Origin of the sequence: Chitinophaga jiangningensis, from assembly GCF_900142605.1 — a bacterium.
Classification (GTDB): domain Bacteria; phylum Bacteroidota; class Bacteroidia; order Chitinophagales; family Chitinophagaceae; genus Chitinophaga; species Chitinophaga jiangningensis.
The window spans coordinates 415,177-432,434 of record NZ_FRBL01000001.1; the positions used below are offsets into that span (position 1 = coordinate 415,177).

General features: G+C 48.3%; 12 protein-coding genes. 3 read left to right on the top strand and 9 right to left on the bottom strand.

Going from position 1 to position 17,258, the window contains the following annotated elements; translation table 11 throughout:
* Positions 1-14: 14 nt before the first annotated feature.
* The 4 genes from BUB18_RS01705 to BUB18_RS01720 all read right to left on the bottom strand — a co-directional run bounded on the left by BUB18_RS01705 (position 15) and on the right by BUB18_RS01720 (position 6,671).
* A complete protein-coding gene (locus tag BUB18_RS01705; protein ID WP_073077402.1) occupies positions 15-2,201 on the bottom strand; it encodes a glycoside hydrolase family 88 protein in 2,187 nt (728 codons plus the stop codon).
* A 21-nt stretch (positions 2,202-2,222) separates the two neighbouring features.
* On the bottom strand, positions 2,223-3,065 hold the full coding sequence (kduI, locus tag BUB18_RS01710; protein ID WP_073077404.1) for a 5-dehydro-4-deoxy-D-glucuronate isomerase: 843 nt from the start codon (positions 3,063-3,065) through the stop codon (positions 2,223-2,225).
* 28 nt (positions 3,066-3,093) lie between these two features.
* Positions 3,094-4,353 carry a DUF2264 domain-containing protein gene (locus BUB18_RS01715; RefSeq protein ID WP_143159793.1) on the bottom strand — a complete coding sequence of 420 codons (1,260 nt, stop codon included), beginning with the start codon at positions 4,351-4,353 and terminating at the stop codon, positions 3,094-3,096.
* A 356-nt stretch (positions 4,354-4,709) separates the two neighbouring features.
* Positions 4,710-6,671, bottom strand: a complete 1,962-nt coding sequence (locus BUB18_RS01720; RefSeq protein WP_073077408.1) for a heparinase II/III domain-containing protein — start codon at positions 6,669-6,671, stop codon at positions 4,710-4,712.
* Positions 6,672-7,038: 367 nt separating this feature from the next.
* Between BUB18_RS01720 and BUB18_RS01725 the strand changes: the two genes are divergently transcribed.
* Positions 7,039-8,685: a UxaA family hydrolase gene (locus BUB18_RS01725; protein ID WP_073077418.1), complete on the top strand. Its 1,647-nt coding sequence runs from the start codon at positions 7,039-7,041 to the stop codon at positions 8,683-8,685.
* A 221-nt stretch (positions 8,686-8,906) separates the two neighbouring features.
* A complete protein-coding gene (locus BUB18_RS01730; RefSeq protein WP_083549226.1) occupies positions 8,907-9,668 on the top strand; it encodes a PDDEXK nuclease domain-containing protein in 762 nt (253 codons plus the stop codon).
* A gap of 309 nt (positions 9,669-9,977) precedes the next feature.
* Here BUB18_RS01730 and BUB18_RS01735 read toward each other — a convergent pair whose 3' ends face one another.
* The 5 genes from BUB18_RS01735 to BUB18_RS01755 are packed head-to-tail and all read right to left on the bottom strand — an operon-like array spanning position 9,978 to position 15,924.
* Entirely contained in the window at positions 9,978-11,318 is a 1,341-nt protein-coding gene (locus BUB18_RS01735; RefSeq protein WP_073077422.1) for an MFS transporter, read from the bottom strand.
* Positions 11,319-11,353: 35 nt separating this feature from the next.
* Positions 11,354-12,016: a beta/alpha barrel domain-containing protein gene (locus tag BUB18_RS01740; RefSeq protein ID WP_073077424.1), complete on the bottom strand. Its 663-nt coding sequence runs from the start codon at positions 12,014-12,016 to the stop codon at positions 11,354-11,356.
* 2 nt (positions 12,017-12,018) lie between these two features.
* A complete protein-coding gene (locus tag BUB18_RS01745) occupies positions 12,019-13,017 on the bottom strand; it encodes a sugar kinase (protein WP_073077426.1) in 999 nt (332 codons plus the stop codon).
* Positions 13,017-14,411 (bottom strand): glucuronate isomerase, encoded by a 1,395-nt coding sequence (gene uxaC, locus BUB18_RS01750; protein WP_073077428.1) that lies wholly within the window; start codon positions 14,409-14,411, stop codon positions 13,017-13,019. The genes BUB18_RS01745 and uxaC overlap by 1 nt, the downstream gene beginning before the upstream one ends.
* A 13-nt stretch (positions 14,412-14,424) precedes the next feature.
* On the bottom strand, positions 14,425-15,924 hold the full coding sequence (locus BUB18_RS01755; protein ID WP_073077430.1) for a tagaturonate reductase: 1,500 nt from the start codon (positions 15,922-15,924) through the stop codon (positions 14,425-14,427).
* Positions 15,925-16,115: 191 nt separating this feature from the next.
* On the opposite strand from BUB18_RS01755, the gene mnmA reads away from it, so the two are divergent.
* Positions 16,116-17,228 carry a tRNA 2-thiouridine(34) synthase MnmA gene (mnmA, locus tag BUB18_RS01760; RefSeq protein WP_073077432.1) on the top strand — a complete coding sequence of 371 codons (1,113 nt, stop codon included), beginning with the start codon at positions 16,116-16,118 and terminating at the stop codon, positions 17,226-17,228.
* Positions 17,229-17,258: the final 30 nt, after the last annotated feature.

Below are 17,258 nucleotides of genomic sequence, written 5' to 3' on the forward strand. Positions count from 1 at the left end.
TCTGATTTGAAGAATTATTTAATTTTTACTTCTACCGGATGTTGTACGCGCTGTGCAAAATCCTCGAGGTAGCTAAACCAATCGGCTGCATTGGTATAACGGCCACCTTTACTCCAGGCGGCACCCATGTAGTATACATAAGGGGCAGTGCTGGATGCTACGCCAGGCGTAAGCAAATGTACGTTATCTGTTTTCATGCCAGGCTTAGCCTCCGGGAATACTGCACCCAGTCCGAGGGTACCATCTTCCCCATGCTGTGGCTCCCAGTATCCCATTACACCGGTTTTTTCGTTGAGCAGTACGGTGCCTGGCTCTTTACGTTTAACGATGCCCGTTACCACCGGCAGTTCCCTGCCTTTGAAGTTGTATTGGTAGGCCATGCGGTTCAGTTGTGAACCTGCGTCCAGGCTGACGGTTTTAGTGACGGTAACCGGCGTTCCGGCGGCGTTCCAGCTTTCATACATCAGCTGGAAGGTAGTGCGGAGCGGGCCGTTTTCCAGCGTTTTGTACTTGCGGTAGTTCTTAGGGAAGTAGATGGAGTCCTTAATATAAGGTGCATTATCGCCGGCACCCAGCGTGAGGCCCACGCTGTAGTAGTCGAGGCCCTGGCCGTTGTCGTGGTGATAATTATCGGTTTTATACCATTCGTTGATCACCAGTTCATTGGTACGTTTTGCCCATACGTCAATACCAAAGGCCATTTCCTTAGGTGTGTTTTCCAGTGCGGCGCCATACATACGATATGCCATGCGGTCGTTTTCCCAGGCATAGTCATCTTTACGTTCCGGTACGTATCGGCCGTAGGCGGCAGGTTTCACCGGTGCCGGTGTGCCTTCTCTCACGAAAGCTGTTACGGTGGCACCAGGAGCGGCGTTTACCTGCAACAGGATGGAAGAAGCTGTTTTTTCCCCGTTAATAATCAGTTGGTACGGAATTTCATTTCCGGTAACGGCATTGATTACTTTGAAAGTTTTAGCTTTTCCCTGGGCTTTGGCAAAAGTGGACATGGGTATCTCCACTAACTCACCCGGGCGGTTCACACCGATGGTATTGGTCATTTGAATGGCCACACCCGGCTGATGGCGGATATCCAGTTTAATGATCTCCGAGCCTGCTAACAGGAATGCACCTACGCCGTATACTTCCGTATCGTCTGCAGTGGTTTTGCCTGGCGCAGCGCCAATTTCCTGCACAAAGCCGAGTTTACCATTAGGCTGTACACAGCTTACCAGTGCTTCCCAGCCTTTTTTGATTACCGGCAGAAATTCTTTCTCCGGCAGGATACCATTATTCACACCCCACGTTAATGCATATACGTAAAAACCGGTACCACTTGTTTCTTTGGAAGGGTAGCTGGCCGGATCGAGCAGGCTGGCATGCCAGGTACCATCGCTGGTTTGCAGGCGTGCTACTTTATAAGCCATTTGTTTAAACAGCTCTACAAATTTTGCCCTGTTCGGATAGCTGGCCGGCATATTATCCAGCAGGCGGGCAAGGCCACCGATTACCCAGCCATTACCGCGGCTCCAGAACATGCGGGCGCCGTTGGCTTCTTTTTTATTGAAGAAGGTAGCATCGCGGTAGTAGAGGCTATCTTCTTTACTATAGAGAAAATCAGTTGTTTTCCACCACAGTTTATCTGCTGTTTGCAGGTATTTCGGATCGTTGGTGGCGGTGCTGAGGTATCCCAGTGCGGGAGGGCCCATGAACAGTGCATCGCACCAGGCCCATTCGCGGTGGGCAATACCGTTTACCCATTCCAGGGATTCGGTATGTGGCTGTGCCACGATGGTATCTGCCAGTTTGCGCCAGCGGTCGATCATTACAGGGTCCTTGTATAGCATATACAGTTGGGAATACAGCTGACCAACGCAGTAGTCATCCGCATGAAACCTGTCCTGCCCGGTATTCCAGTCACTTTCCACTCCTACCTGCACGAGGTGGCGGATATAGGAGGGGTTGTCGGATACCTGTGCCAGCTTGAACATGCCTGTGTACAGGGCGCCATTGGTCCAGTTGGTTCTGCCGTAGGCAAACCCTTTATTATCAAGTTTATTCCATTGCCATGTGCCTACTTTCTCCATTTGGGCAATTACTGACGGTGCCGACAGAGAGGAGTCGCCCACCGGCAGCGCCATAGCGCCGGATGCGTGGAATAAGGTAAGTCCCGCAAGACTCACCTTCAGTATATTTTTCATCATGATTACGGATTATATCAGTTACTAACGTAGCTCATTGATTTTGCAGTGGTCCATATCGCCGTAGTCGAGGTTTTCACCGGCCATACCCCAGATGAAGGTATAATTGCTGGTACCTGCACCGGAGTGAACGGACCATGGCGGAGAAATAACTGCCTGTTCGTTTTGCATCCAAATGTGGCGGGTTTCCTGCGGCTGGCCCATAAAGTGGCATACACTCTGTGCTTCGGGTACTTCAAAGTAGAAGTAAACTTCCATTCTTCTGTCGTGCGTATGTGCCGGCATAGTATTCCACACGCTGCCTGGTTTCAGTTCCGTCATACCCATCTGCAGCTGGCAGGTTTCCAGTACGGAGTTTACCAGCAGTTTGTTGATGGTACGGTGGTTAGAAGTTTCCAGTGCTCCTAAAGTAACAATTTCAGCTTCATTTTTTGAAACTTTCTTTGTTGGATAGGTATGGTGCGCCGGGGTGGAGTTCAGGTAAAATTTGGCCGGATTAGCGGCATCTTTGCTATGGAAAGTAACTTCCTTAGTGCCTTTACCAATGTAGAGTGCTTCTTTGAAAGCGATTTCGTATTTCACGCCATCGGCTTCCACGATACCATCGCCGCCTACGTTGATCATTCCCAGCTCTCTGCGCTCCAGGAAATAATCTGCTTTCAGCAGGTCGATCACTTCCAGTTTCATGGCTCCTTTAACAGGCATGGCACCCCCGGTGAGGTAACGATCGTAATGTGTGTGCACCCAGTTGATCTGGTCTGCAGCAAATACTTTTTCAATCAGAAAGGCTTCTCTCAACTGTGCAGTATTCATCTGCTTTACTTCAGCAGGACTGCTTGCATAACGGGATTCATAATTTTTGCCCATATACTGTAACGCTTAATTAGTTTTTAAATTAATAGGTCACGTGATAATCTTTTTTCACTGGTTTTCCGCTCCATACTTTTTGCGCCGTCCATTCGGCCGGCGGGGCGCTCCAGAAAGGATCTTCTGCCGGCAATCCCAATGCGAGGAAACCGTTGGTGCAGATGTAAAGGCTGCCGGTAGAAGTATACACGTCTGCTACTTCCGGCTGATGGCCTGCAATACCCAGTTGCAGCCAGCCTTGTTTATCGAAGGTGCCTTCCATTTCAAAGATGCGTTTCATGATGGCGGTCATGGCACAGCGCACCTGAGCCGGCTCCACTCCTTCGGGCAGCTGATGCATTAATGCCAGCTGTACGAGAGGCTGGAAGGCAGCCGTACGATAGGTCATGGATCGTCCTAAAGCGGGATAGGTACCATCAGGTGCAATCATGCGTTCCTGCAGCTCTGCAAAGCGCTGCATTCGTTTCATGGCCTGATCGTAATCTGCTTTTGTACCCTGCCTGTTGTCCATCAGTACTTTCAACATTTCCGTGAACATTGGATGTATCACGTATCCGTTGTAGTAGTCGAGCGAAAACTGCGGCCCGTCCGCATAAAAACCATCTCCTGCATACCACTCTTTCATTTTCTGTGTGGCAATCATCGTGCGCAGCGGCTCGTACTCTTCGTGGATCGACAACAGAAAGGCTTCCACCATGCCTACAAACAGGAGCCAGTTGTTATAAGCCGGCCTTATACGGCGCAGCTCTTTGAGTTCGGTAACTATATTTTGTTTGGTCTTGTTGTCCAGCGGCTCCCACAGCGCTTGTGGTGCCCGCATAAACGTCTGACACAGATAAGCCGCATCTACCAGTGGCTGCCCTTCTTCCCGGAAATTAAGGTAGTCGGGCGAGGCCGGATTTACCCCATTCACAATGCCTTGCAGTACCTGCTCACGCATTTGCTTTCTGAGCCTGCCTTCAGCGGTGTTATCGTCCGGTAATGCCAGCCACGGCGCCATTCCGGAAATACATCTGCCAAAAGCTTCCAGGTAGGTCACCTTTTCCAGTGCCAGTCCATATCCCGGACCTTTTTCCTTCGGCATGTTCTTCTTCAGGGTGCCCTTGCTCATGTTATCCACCACGGGAGTAACAATTTTCTGTAATAGCTGAACGTGATACGCACGGTCGGTAAGTGCAGCTGTGGAATTGTTCTCCTGCGTGGTAGTGGCTGATGCAAATGCCGCCGATGGTATCATTCCCGCAAGTCCGGCTAACGGGGCCATCCTGATAAAGTTTCTTCTTTCCAAAACTTACATTGTTTAAAGCGTGTTACCAGATGCCGGTCTATAAAGACTCTAATTTAATGCAAACGTTTGCAATAATCCAAGCACTTTTTTCATTGTTCACGGGAAAGGCTTGTCAGCACTGTGTTTAACTGTGTTAAAAAATATTTTTAACGGGAGATGTCAGCGCATGCTAAATCGTTATTTCATCGAAATGGCTGCGGCGTGGCATTGCCCGGTTTTTTTATCGGGAGATGTCAGCGCATGCCAATCGTTATTCCATCGTAACGGCTGTGGCGTGGCATCTCCCGGATCACTAATATGTATTGGTCCTGTTATCGAAACAAAGTCCCTCAAAAATGTAAAAAGCAACGGTGCTGCTACTCCATGGTAAAACCAATGCTGTGGCTACCGGCCAGCTGCTTACCTTTCGATACCAGCGTAATGCGCGTAACACTGTTGCCCCATACCGGCGATAAGCGGCCATCGGCGATTTCCTGCTGCTCCGTTTCCACCGCAAATTCAGCCGGATTATAAGTGATCACGAGCGTCCCCTCTTTGGCCGACAACACTATTTTGCCAGCTTTGCTCACGTCTGCCGGCAGGCAGGTCATGAAATGCTCGCGGAATGCTTCCTTCCAGGTTTTCAGTACATACGCCTCCGTTAGTTCCAATCGCTGTTTACCCGGAATGAAATTATAAGTGCGCTGCCATTTGCTCACCTCCGCTTCCGCAGGGTAAGCGGCTGCTATATCCATCTGCAATTTATAGGCGCTCTTTTGCGGCGTAAACTGCACATTGTTTGCCTGGAAAGCACGCCCGTCTTTCTGCTGCACACCGTTAATGGTAGGGCAATTGTGCCATTGCGACTGCATGTACCACAGCTTATAACGGTCCTTGCTGAAGGTTTGCTTCGTATAAGTGCCCACCCCTACATCAATGATCGCAGGCTTTCCGTTCATGTACAGTACAAAATTGCCTACGTCGTTGTGGTTGTGACTTTCCGCATTATGCCCGCCCTGAGCGGCAAAAAACAGTCCTGCACTACTGCCTGGCCTGCTGCGGAGCGACAATACCTGTAAATCCGGCAACCAGTTGACACCCGTATACGGCGCGACCGCTTTCGTACGCTGCATTTCATCTCCCAACAACAACTTATATACGAAAATACCCAGCGCGGAAATACGGATATTATCCCCTCCGCGGCGCTCCAGCTGGTTGAGGTAGGCACCAAACTGCTGCAGCTGTTCGTCGTTATACATTTTGCCGTACATAAACACATCCTGGGAAGGCGGTATGCTGCGGGCAGAAGCATCCGCGAAGTTGACAAAGCGGTTGCTGTCCACATGCATTTTATAGATATACGCACCGATGGCGTGCATCAGCTTATTATTGCTGAAATCCAGCCTGCCACCACTGCTGCTGTACAAATCGTCCAGTAGTTCAATGAGCTTGCCGCCGGCGTGTCCCCAGTAACTAGGTCCTTCGTCACAGCCACCATCGGGCGCATAGGCGTTCACAAAGTTATCTGCACTGCGGATGCTCTTTTCGATTACCCTGTTACGTTTATCCGTGTTGGTGAGGTTGAGCAGTGCCGCTTTGAGTACATTGGAATTGATCCAGATGTTCCAGTTGTTCACCTGCCCGCCTTTAAAGCCCATCCACCAGAAGTCGTTGCGTTCGAGATAAGGCGTATAGATTCTTTTTTCCAGCTCGTAATCGATGCGTTTATTCACGATTACCGAGTATTTATCCAGCTCGCTGCGGAGCAGGAACTGAGCCCAGGAGAGCGTCATAGCGGTTTCGCCGGCAAACAGGTCGATCACCTGCTCGTTCGGATCGGGCAGGTTGCTGCCCAGCTTTTGTGCTCCAATATGTGCCGGCAGTACCCAGGTGCTTTCTTCCAGGATCAGCCAGAGGCCATTTACGATCTGTGGCAGGAAGCGGCCCTTGTTTTCCGCCATTTCCCCGGCAATAAGGGTGGACAATACTTTGCGGCGTTCAAACTGAATATTTTCGAAGTTGATACGGTTGCCATTATCCCTGAATTGCAGGTATACTTCGGCGGTGATGGAGGGCCACTGGAATGACATCGCCTTCTCCGCATCGGCAATCATGGCCTTACGGGTAGTGGCATCCAGGGCGGCTATTTTAGCGGCAATGCGCTGCTTCAGCTGTTGTTGCCACGCAGCTGCATCGGTAATGGCAGCGGCGCCGCCAGCCTGTTTCCAGGCATTCTCCAGGTAATTGGGCGTAGTTTTCTGCTGCGCCATAATGGTATGTGCCGACAGGCAAAGGCCTGTAGCCAGCACAACGTGGAATATAGTATGGTTCAACCTCATAGGGCTAGTTGTTTACTATAAGAAAAGCGCTCCGGACACCGCACCGAAAATGGGCTGATCGCGTACTCAATTGTTGGAAATACGTTTCCTCAAAGTGGTATAAGCTCGTCCGGCCTGTTAAAAATTCATTGTCCCCTTGTCAACGTGGTCGATAAAAGTATCTAAATGTAATAATTGTTCAAACGTTTGCATAAACTTTTTTTCAAATGGTATTTAAACCTTCATAATTCTTATTTATCATTTCCTGATTCATTCGTAACTTGCCACTGTACAAGATTTCAGCTGATTTTACAACTTGTCAAAATTTCATCAGGGATTAACATTATAGTATTACCAGCCGGCATCAAATCTTCATACTTTAGCCTTTATGAACAGTTATTTACAGATACATCCGGCAGATAATGTGCTGGTTGCATTACAAGACCTCCAGGCTGGAACAAAAATTACCTTCAACGGCCACAACATAGAACTGCTGCAGCTTACGCCTGCCAAACATAAATTCCTTATTAATGATGTCGCGAGTGGAGACCCGATCACCATGTACGGCGTACTGGTGGCCAAAGCGGTAACCACGATCAAACAAGGCGGCCTGATGACCACTGAAAATGTGATCCATGATGCCAACGCCTTCCATGAAAAAGATGGTAGCGAGCAATGGCAGGCACCTGACGTAAGTCGCTGGAAAGACCGCACCTTTATGGGCTACCACCGCCAGGATGGCCAGGTAGGCACCCGAAACTACTGGCTGGTAATTCCACTGGTATTTTGTGAAAACAGGAATGTAAGCGTGATCAAAACCGCCTTCGAAAAAGGGCTGGGATTTGCGCCAGCAGAGGTTTACAACGAACAGGTAACTGACCTGGTGGCACTCTATAAAAAAGGCGACCTGGACGCGATCAGAAATTATGAAGCAGGCCAGTCCACCGATACCAGCAAACGCAGCACCATCTTCCCTAATATAGATGGTATTAAATTCCTGACCCACGAAGGGGGCTGCGGTGGTACCCGCCAGGATTCAGATGCACTCTGTGCATTGCTGGCAGGCTACATCCACCATCCAAACGTGGCAGGTGCCACAGTGCTGAGCCTCGGCTGTCAGCACGCACAGGTAAGCATTTTACAGGAATCCCTGAAAAAGCTGAATCCTGATTTTAATAAACCAATCCTGGTATACGAGCAGCAGAAAAGCTCTTCCGAGTTTAACATGCTCTCTGCTGCCATAAAAGATACCTTCCTGGCGATGGTAGAGGCCAACAAGATCACCCGCCAGCCTGCCCCACTGTCCAAGCTGGTAATAGGCCTGGAATGCGGCGGCTCCGACGGTTTCTCCGGTATTTCTGCCAACCCCGCGGTAGGTCATACATCCGACCTGCTGGTGGCACTCGGCGGTACCTCCATCCTCTCCGAATTCCCTGAGTTGTGCGGTGTGGAACAGGAGCTGATCAACCGTTGTACTACGGAATATACTTCTGAGAAATTCATACGCATCATGCGTGCGTACGAAAACCAGGCACAATCCGTAGGTTCCGGCTTTTACATGAACCCTTCTCCGGGTAACATCAAGGACGGCCTCATCACCGATGCGATCAAATCCGCAGGCGCTGCCAAAAAAGGTGGAACGTCCCCTGTTACTGATGTTCTCGACTATACAGAATACGTAACCAAACCAGGCTTAAACCTGCTCTGCACACCAGGTAATGATGTAGAGTCCACCTCTGCGGAAGTAGGTTCCGGTGCCAACATCGTACTGTTCACTACTGGTTTAGGCACCCCTACCGGCAACCCGATTGCCCCGGTAGTTAAACTGGCTACCAATACCAAACTGGCTACCCGTATGCCTGATATTATCGATATTGATACCGGTTCTATCATCAGTGGTCAGCACTCCATTGCAGAAATGGGTGAGCAGATCCTGGAATATGTTATCCAGGCTGCCAGCGGCGAAGTATATACGAAAGCAGAGCAGCTGCACCAGGATGATTTTATTCCGTGGAAACGTGGGGTGAGTTTGTAATATGACATCATAATACTCCCATCGATAACGATGAAGATAATAGTGAAAGAAGTAAAGCTCCCGTTGGAATCACAATAATATCGAAGGTATTAAAGCCGCTTAAATTCTAATATTTAAGCGGCTTTTTGTTTTTAAAACACGTCTGAAATGATACACCGAGAAGATAATAACTATTTAAAAGAACCTCCAAAGGGCATAAAAGCAGTAGTTTCCAATAAGATATTTTCCCTGATTGGGATAAAAGCTACGCACTGCGTAGCCAATTGAGTTGGACCCATTATCGTTTGATTATGAGGGTGGACAATCCCAGGGCGAGAGAGTATTACCTTAATGAAGCTTTTACCGAAAGTTGGAGTACACGAGTGTTGGAGCGTAATATTAACAGCTTGTATTATGAGAGATTGCTTTCTTCACAAAATAAGCGGGAGGCGCTAAGGGAACAGGAGAAAATGGAGAAAATACAGCCGGTTGATCTGATAAAAGATCCATATGTGCTGGAGTTTTTGGATGTAAATATGCAATCCAGATTTTCCGAAAGTGATATTGAATCAGCTATAATTAGCAACTTACAGCAGTTTTTATTAGAACTGGGTAAAGGCTTTTCGTTTGTTGGCCGGCAGTATCGTATCACTACTGAAACTAAGCATTTTTATATTGACTTAGTTTTTTATAATTATATATTGAAGTGTTTTGTACTTATTGATCTAAAAATTAAAGAACTTTCTCATCAAGACATTGGCCAAATGGATATGTATGTGCGATTGTTTGAAGATCGTATGAAAACTGAGGGTGATAATCCAACAATAGGCATTATACTTTGCACAGAAAAAGATCAAACAATAGTGAAATACAGTGTATTAGAAGAAAATAAGCAGCTATTTGCATCAAAATATAGGCTAGTACTACCAACTGAGGATGAATTGCGTCTGGAGCTTGAAAGGGAGAAGCAAATCATTCGTGAACAAATTAGAAGTGAAGAGTAGGATTTCACACTGAATAAAAAAGCGGCAGGGCTACATTCCCCCGCAATATGACATGTTTTAAAAAGGCTCCACTTTACAAAGGGTTTATGGGAACAGCAAAGCGGCTGTGGGCAATTTGCCCCTGTCGCTTTGGTGGCAGAGGTATAGACCACTAACTATGCACCTGCCTGTTATGAATTTAAATCTCTCCGCCGCAGGCGGAAGAAAGAGAACTATAAAACAGCGGCATAAAAAAAGAGTCAGGGCCGCATCCCCTGACTCTTATACTTAATGGTACTCTACTTAAACGAATACTTATTTATACCTGTTTTACACGTGTTGTCCGCTAGGGGCAGCCGTTACAGGAGATTCATCATCCAGTTTTACCTGTTCCATTTTTGGTGCAAAAATGTGCATCATCAGCCATGCCAGCAGGTAAGCCAAACCGCAGATGGTAAGGATAATACCGTAACCGAGGGAGAGTTTACCCAGCACCTTATAGTGATCCAGGATAATACCCACCAGCAGCGGGAACAGTGTACCACCCACAGAACCGGCCATACCGCCGATACCTACCACAGAGCTAACCGCCTTTTTAGGGAACATGTCGGACACGGTGGTGAAAATATTGGCAGACCATGCCTGGTGTGCTGCAGTGGCCAATCCGATCAAACCAAGGCCCACAGCCAGGTTAGGGATATAAGGTACTAACACTACCGGCAGTACGCACAATGCAAAGAACAGCATGGAAACTTTTCTGGCTTTAAATACCGGCCAGCCTTTTTTGTTGATCAGGTAGGAAGATAACCATCCCCCACCGATACTACCTATGCTGGAGATGGTGTACACCACAATCAGCGGCCATCCGCCGGTGCTGGCCATATCAATACCGAAGGTAGAGGAAAGGTAGGTAGGCAGCCAGAAGAGATAAAACCACCAGATTGGGTCGGTGAGTAATTTACCGAAAATGAAAGCCCACGTTTGTCTGATGCCAAACAGTTTACCCCATTTCACGCCTTTCTTCGCATCCGCATCTGATACTTCTTCGTTATCAGAATGAATGTGGTCATATTCTGCTTTTTTCAGCCTTTTTTGTTTGGAAGGGATTTCGTACCAAATCCACCAGAAGAACAGCCATACAAAACCGATGGCACCCGTCCAGATAAACGCTGTTTGCCAGTGGTAATTACGTAAGATCCAGTACACGGTAGGAGGGCCGACGATAGCGGCAATATTGGCGCCGGAGTTGAAGATACCGGTCGCAAATGCTCTTTCTTTCTTAGGGAACCATTCAGCCACAGATTTAATAGCCGCAGGGAAGTTACCCGCTTCGCTCACACCCAGTACAGAACGGGCAGCACCAAAACCGAAAGTAGATTTGGCGATCGCATGTGCCATCGCGGAAATGCTCCAAACGGTTACTGACAGCGCATATCCCAGTTTACTGCCTATTTTATCGATCAGCCTTCCAAACACCAGCAAACCCAGCGCATATGAAGCGGAAAAAGCCATTACTACGTAGCTGTAATCCTTCTCTGTCCAATTGAATTCAAGGGCAAGGGTATCTTTCAATAACCCAATTACCTGTCTGTCTACATAATTAATCGTGGTCGCAAAAAACAACAGCGCACATACACGCCAGCGATATTTACCTAAAGTTGTGGAATTCATTTCGGCTGAATTTGGAATTTATAAAGAGGCTTAATTTACTGCAAGCCTTTCAGAATTGCAAACGTTTGCATAACTTTTTCTTTCAAGCCTGTCCAGTCACGGTTCTCAATCAATGATTTAGACAGCAGGTTGGAGCCCATACCAACGCATACAACACCTGCATCAAACCAGCTTTTCATACTTTCCGCAGTTGGTTCTACCCCGCCGGTAGGCATAAATTTAAGGTTAGGGAACAAAGGCTTGATCGCAGTGGCAAAACCAGGACCCAGCACATTACCAGGAAACAGCTTCACCAGCTGGGCACCATTTTTTTCTGCAACAGCAATTTCTGTAGGCGTCATACATCCGGGAATCCAGGTAATCTGCTTTTCATGACAGATAGCAGCAGTAGCCGGATCTGCAATAGGGCAAACGATGAAATCAGCACCTGCATCCGCGAAAAATGCTGCATCGTCCGCGTTTTTAATGGTACCTATACCCAGGTACATTTCCGGCATACCAGCATTCTTCTTTTCCAGCATGGCTTTGAAGTTAGCCCTGGCAGCGGCGCCGCGGCTGGTAAACTCAAATACCCGCAGTCCACCGTCGTAACAGGCCTGCAGTACTTCCAGGCATACATTCACATCTTCATGATAAAAAACCGGGATAACCCCGCTCTGCCTGAAAGCAGCTAAAATTATTTCTGATTTCGGTGCCATGTCTACATCAATTTATATATGTCCTCTACCGCAGTAGTATTAAAATCTCCCTTAACAAAAAACTTGGAATAAGCGGCGGCGGCGGCAAATGAGATGATTCCCTGGTCATCCTTTCCGGCCAGCTGGGCATGTATCAGGCCTGCCATAAAGCAATCCCCGCTGCCTACTCTGTCCACCACCTGATCGGTATCATAGGCCTTGCTTACCGCTACATTACCGTCGTTATAATAAAACGCGTAGTAGTGGTTATGCGTAGCCGCAGATGAAAAGCGGAAGGTGAAAGCCACACGCTTACAGCGTTTGAAACGATCAGTAATCTCCTTGGCCACCACGGTAGCCTGCTCAATGTATACTTCCTGCTTATCCTGCTCCAGGGCCACGGTATTGAGGGAAGTATCCAGCATGGTATGCGCCGCCCAGATATTACCCATTACCACATCACAGTATTCCACCAGCTCCGGCATCACTTCAAATGGCTTTTTACCATACTGCCAAAGTTTACTGCGGAAATTCAGGTCTGTGGAGATGGTCAGCCCCTTGCGGGTAGCTGCTTCCAGCACTTCTTTACAGATCACGGCGGCCTCAGGGTTCAACGCAGGGGTAATGGCGCTCCAGTGGAACCATTCCGCATCGCCCAGCAGACTGTCCCAGTCCACCGTACCCGGCTGAATGCTGGCAAAGGATGAATACTTGCGATCGTACACTACCTCGGCATGCTTCAGGTCACTACCCTGTGCGAGGTAATAGATACCGATGCGGTCCCCACCCCATAACATTCTGTCGGTTTCAATCCCCAATGCAGTCAGCTGGGCCAGTACATCACGGGATAAGCCGTTGTCAGGAACTTTACTCAGGTAGGATGCAGGCGTGCCCCATTGAGCCAGGGCTGCGGCCACGTTGGCCTCAGCCCCTCCTACGTAGATCGCAGCTGTATGCTCCGACAGCTGCGGGGAGAGCCTCAGCAGGATCTCCCCAAACGTAATTACTTTTACTGCTTTCATTAGAATCCGAAATATGCTTTTGCATTATTGTAACAAATATCCTGCACCATTTTTCCCAACCATGCCATATCGTTAGGAAGCTCTCCATTTTCCACATCCCGGCCCAGGAGGTTGCACAAAATACGACGGAAATATTCATGACGCGAATAAGAAAGAAAACTACGTGAGTCCGTAAGCATGCCAACGAACCTGGAAAGCAGGCCCATATTGCTTAAACAGTTCATTTGTTTTTCCATTCCGTCTTTCTGATCCAGGAACCACCAACCGGAGCCATACTGGATTTTACCCGGTATGCTGCCATCCTGGAAGTTGCCCGCCATCGTTGCAAATACATCATTATCGGCCCCGTTCAGATTATATAAAACGGTTTTAGCCAGCTTATTTTTCTTATCTAGTTCATTCAGGAACGCGCTCATGGCCATGGCATTTTTCCAGTCGCCAATGGAATCAACGCCCGCATCTGCGCCGTAGGACTGCAATAGTCTGGTGTTATTGTTCCTGATAGCGCCCACATGAAACTGCTGTGCCCAGCCTTTGGCGTGGTTCCACTCGCATATCTGCAACAGCACGGCTGTTCTGAACTGCTCATTTTCCTGTTCCGTGGCAACCTTACCGGTTCTGGCCTGCTGGAAGATCTGCTCCAGCTGCGCCGGGGTAGCCGGTTTGAAATAAAATGCACTCTGCCCGTGATCGCTCAGTCGCCCGCCTTTTTCATGAAAATAATCGTGGCGCTGCTGCAAAGCGGCCAGCAGCTTGTCGTAGCTATTGATATCACTGTTCACTACTTCCGACAACTTATCGACAAAAGCGTTGAAGACAGCAGGGTTATCCACCGCCATGGCCCTGTCGGGCCTGAAAGTAGGCAGCACGGCCGTTCCAAACGGATTGGCCGCAATGGCCGCATGATGTTCCAGTGAATCCACCGGATCGTCAGTGGTGCACAACGTGGTTACCTGGTAATGCGTCAGCAACGCCCGGGTGCTGAGGCCCGGCAGCTGTTCATTACAGCGCTGGTAAATACTTTCGGCGGTTGACTCGCTCAACAGATCAGTGATTCCAAACGGATTGCGCAGTTCCATGTGCGACCAGTGGTACAACGGGTTGCGCATGGTATAAGGAGTAGTGGCCGCCCAGTGTTTAAACTTGGTGAAATCATCTGCCTCGCCGGTGATGAATTGCTCCGCCACACCGTTGGCACGCATCGCTCTCCACTTATAGTGATCCCCTTTCAGCCAGATCTCCGTGAGGTTGGCAAATACCTTGTTCTGCGCTATTTCATCCGGAGGCAGGTGGTTATGGTAATCGATCACAGGCATCGCCTTCGCATAATCAAAGTATAAGCGTTTAGCCGTTTCTGTTTGCAGCAAAAAATCCTCCGACAAAAATTGTTTCATAGCACTGTAGAATTTATATACGGGAGGAAGCCAGCTCCTGGCGGATGAATGACTTCACTCCTTGTTCTAGTAATTGATCCAAATGTTCACTGATAGTAGCGGTAAAGCCAGGGATAGCGTGCAGGCTAACCTCCCACAAACGCGTGTCTGCGGCTATTTTAGCCACCATTTCATAGGTGGTGGTACGTTGCTCCCAGTACTCCGCAAACAGGGCGATGTTATCGTCTGTAATCAGGTACTCTTCCCCATCCCTTGCACCGTAGTACTTTCCTGCTTCCTGCTTCACTGGTTTCAGGAACAGCAGCATGGCAGCAAAACCGAGGCACATATACGGAGGCAGGGCTTTCTTTTGCTCATAATAACGCAGCAGCGTTCGCACATTGCGGGCATTCATCTTGGAGCTCTCCTGGAAAGTAATGCTGATCAGCTTATGCGCGATAAACGGATTGGCGAAGCGGTCCAGTACATCCGCGGCAAATGCAGGTGCCGTAGGACAAATATCTTTAATGGTTGGCAGAATTTCTTCTAAAATTACCTGCTGGAAAAAATTGCGCATGTATTCGTTTTCCATGGCTTCGTATACTGTGTTGAGGCCCGACAGGTAAGCCATTGGTACCGTAGCAGTGTGGGAACCGTTGAGGATGCGCAGTTTCTGCTCACGGAACGGCGTAATATCCGGTTGGATCAGCATGCGCTCATCTGTTTGATGGAACGATAATACTGACCGGATATATTCGTTGCCTTCAATCGCCCATAACAGGAACGGCTCTACTTCAATCCAGAGTTTATCGGAATAACCTGCTTTTTCTTCCATTTCCGGGAGATTTCGTGGCTTTCCGGGAACGATGCGGTCTACCAGGCTGCTACAAAAGTGGTTATCGCCGTTGATCCAATCGATGAAGCCTGCCGGCATTTCATTGAATGCTGCCAGTTTAAGTACGATTTCTTTCAATAATTTCCCGTTATCCACTACCAATTCAGTAGGCACGATCACAAAACCCGTGTTACTGCTGCCTTTAAAGTACTGGTAACGTTCCCAGAGTATGGCCAGCAGCTTGCCGGGATAGCTGGAGGGTACTCCTCCTGTCACTTTTTCTGCTACATATTGGATACCCACCTCGGTGGTGTTGGATATAATGATCTGTAACTCAGGCTGATGCACTGCTTGGAGCACCTTATTCCAGTCTGCATTCGATTGCAAAACACGGGAAATAGAAGCATTTATCAGTACGCTATCCACCAATTCCCCTTGAGAAATTCCTTTAATATGTGTAGTGTACAATGAATTTTGCTGATCAAATTCGGAGGTATCTCCGTCGGTGGATTTGATTACCACCACGCGGCCCTGGAACACCTGTTGCTTGTTGGCTTTGTCTACGAGATAGTCTACAAGTCCGCGTAACAGTACGCCTGTGCCGAATTGAAGTATTTTCTCCGGGAATTGAAACTGTTTTTCACTGACGCCGGAATCTGCTCTTTGAAGTACGAGCTCCTGATTGAGTATTGGTAACATTTCCTCTTGTTTGGACACTAAATATAGCGCGCTAAATTAACAATTTGTAGTAACAAGCTAAATAATTGCTAAACCCAGCCAAAAACGTATCATCCCATAGTAAAAATTGATTGTGGCATTGGTATAATCGATAATATGTGTACCGGCATTGGCTGGATTTTAAGTAATTTTGCATCCTTAAAACAATTTTAATGAGCAAGCTTGGAAAAGTGCTGGTTGCCATGAGTGGCGGAATCGACAGTACTGTAACAGCACTGATGTTACACGAACAGGGCTATGAAGTGGTGGGGATCACCATGAAAACCTGGGATTATGCGTCGGCTGGTGCCAGCAAGAAAGAAACCGGCTGCTGTAACCTCGATTCATTTAATGATGCCCGCGCAGCTGCGGTGCATCACGGGTTCCCGCACTTCGTGCTGGACATCCGCGACGAATTCGGCGATTTTGTGATCAATAACTTCGTAGATGAATACATTGCAGGTCGCACACCTAACCCGTGTGTACTCTGTAATACCCATATCAAATGGCGCGCACTGATGAAACGCGCCGATGCACTGGACTGCGAATTTATTGCTACAGGCCACTACGGCCAGATTCGCCAGCACGATAATGGTCGTTACGTTATCAGCAAAGGGATAGACGAACTGAAGGATCAAAGCTATGTACTGTGGGGCATCCAGCAGGATGTACTCGCACGCACCATCCTGCCACTGGGTAAATACCGTAAAACGGAGATCAGGCAAATGGCCTTCGATTTCGGCTACCCTGAACTGGCAAAGAAAGCGGAGAGCTATGAGATTTGCTTTGTGCCGGACAACGACTATCGCGGATTCCTGAAACGCAAAGTGGAAGGTCTCGAAGAAAGGGTAAACGGCGGCAACTTCGTACTCGCAGATGGTACTGTTGTAGGTAAACACAAAGGTTATCCTTTTTATACGATCGGTCAGCGTAAAGGACTGGACATTGCCCTGGGCCGCCCGGTGTTTGTAACGGAAATTATTCCGGAAACCAATACAGTGGTGCTTGGCAACGAAGATGAACTGCAGAAAAACGAAATGTTTGTTGCTAAAATAAACATGGGTAAATACGAAACCATTCCTGACGGTATGGAAGCCGTTACCAAAATCCGTTACAAGGATAAAGGTGCGCTGAGCAATCTTTACAACGAAAACGGACAGGTGAAGGTGAATTTCTACGAAAACGTGAAAGGTATTGCCCCCGGGCAGTCGGCCGTTTTCTATGAAGGCGATGATGTAATCGGCGGTGGTATTATTCAGCGCGCGTTTACGCCTGACAATCTTTAATTGTACATACAGTTTATACTTACGGGGCTG

Coding starts and splice junctions, on each gene's coding strand:
- BUB18_RS01725 (WP_073077418.1), top strand. CDS start 7,039: ATGAACAGTTATTTACAGATACATCCGGCAGATAATGTGCTGGTTGCA.
- BUB18_RS01755 (WP_073077430.1), bottom strand. CDS start 15,924: ATGTTACCAATACTCAATCAGGAGCTCGTACTTCAAAGAGCAGATTCC.
- BUB18_RS01720 (WP_073077408.1), bottom strand. CDS start 6,671: ATGAGGTTGAACCATACTATATTCCACGTTGTGCTGGCTACAGGCCTT.
- BUB18_RS01735 (WP_073077422.1), bottom strand. CDS start 11,318: ATGAATTCCACAACTTTAGGTAAATATCGCTGGCGTGTATGTGCGCTG.
- mnmA (WP_073077432.1), top strand. CDS start 16,116: ATGAGCAAGCTTGGAAAAGTGCTGGTTGCCATGAGTGGCGGAATCGAC.
- BUB18_RS01705 (WP_073077402.1), bottom strand. CDS start 2,201: ATGATGAAAAATATACTGAAGGTGAGTCTTGCGGGACTTACCTTATTC.
- kduI (WP_073077404.1), bottom strand. CDS start 3,065: ATGGGCAAAAATTATGAATCCCGTTATGCAAGCAGTCCTGCTGAAGTA.
- BUB18_RS01740 (WP_073077424.1), bottom strand. CDS start 12,016: ATGGCACCGAAATCAGAAATAATTTTAGCTGCTTTCAGGCAGAGCGGG.
- BUB18_RS01745 (WP_073077426.1), bottom strand. CDS start 13,017: ATGAAAGCAGTAAAAGTAATTACGTTTGGGGAGATCCTGCTGAGGCTC.
- uxaC (WP_073077428.1), bottom strand. CDS start 14,411: ATGAAACAATTTTTGTCGGAGGATTTTTTGCTGCAAACAGAAACGGCT.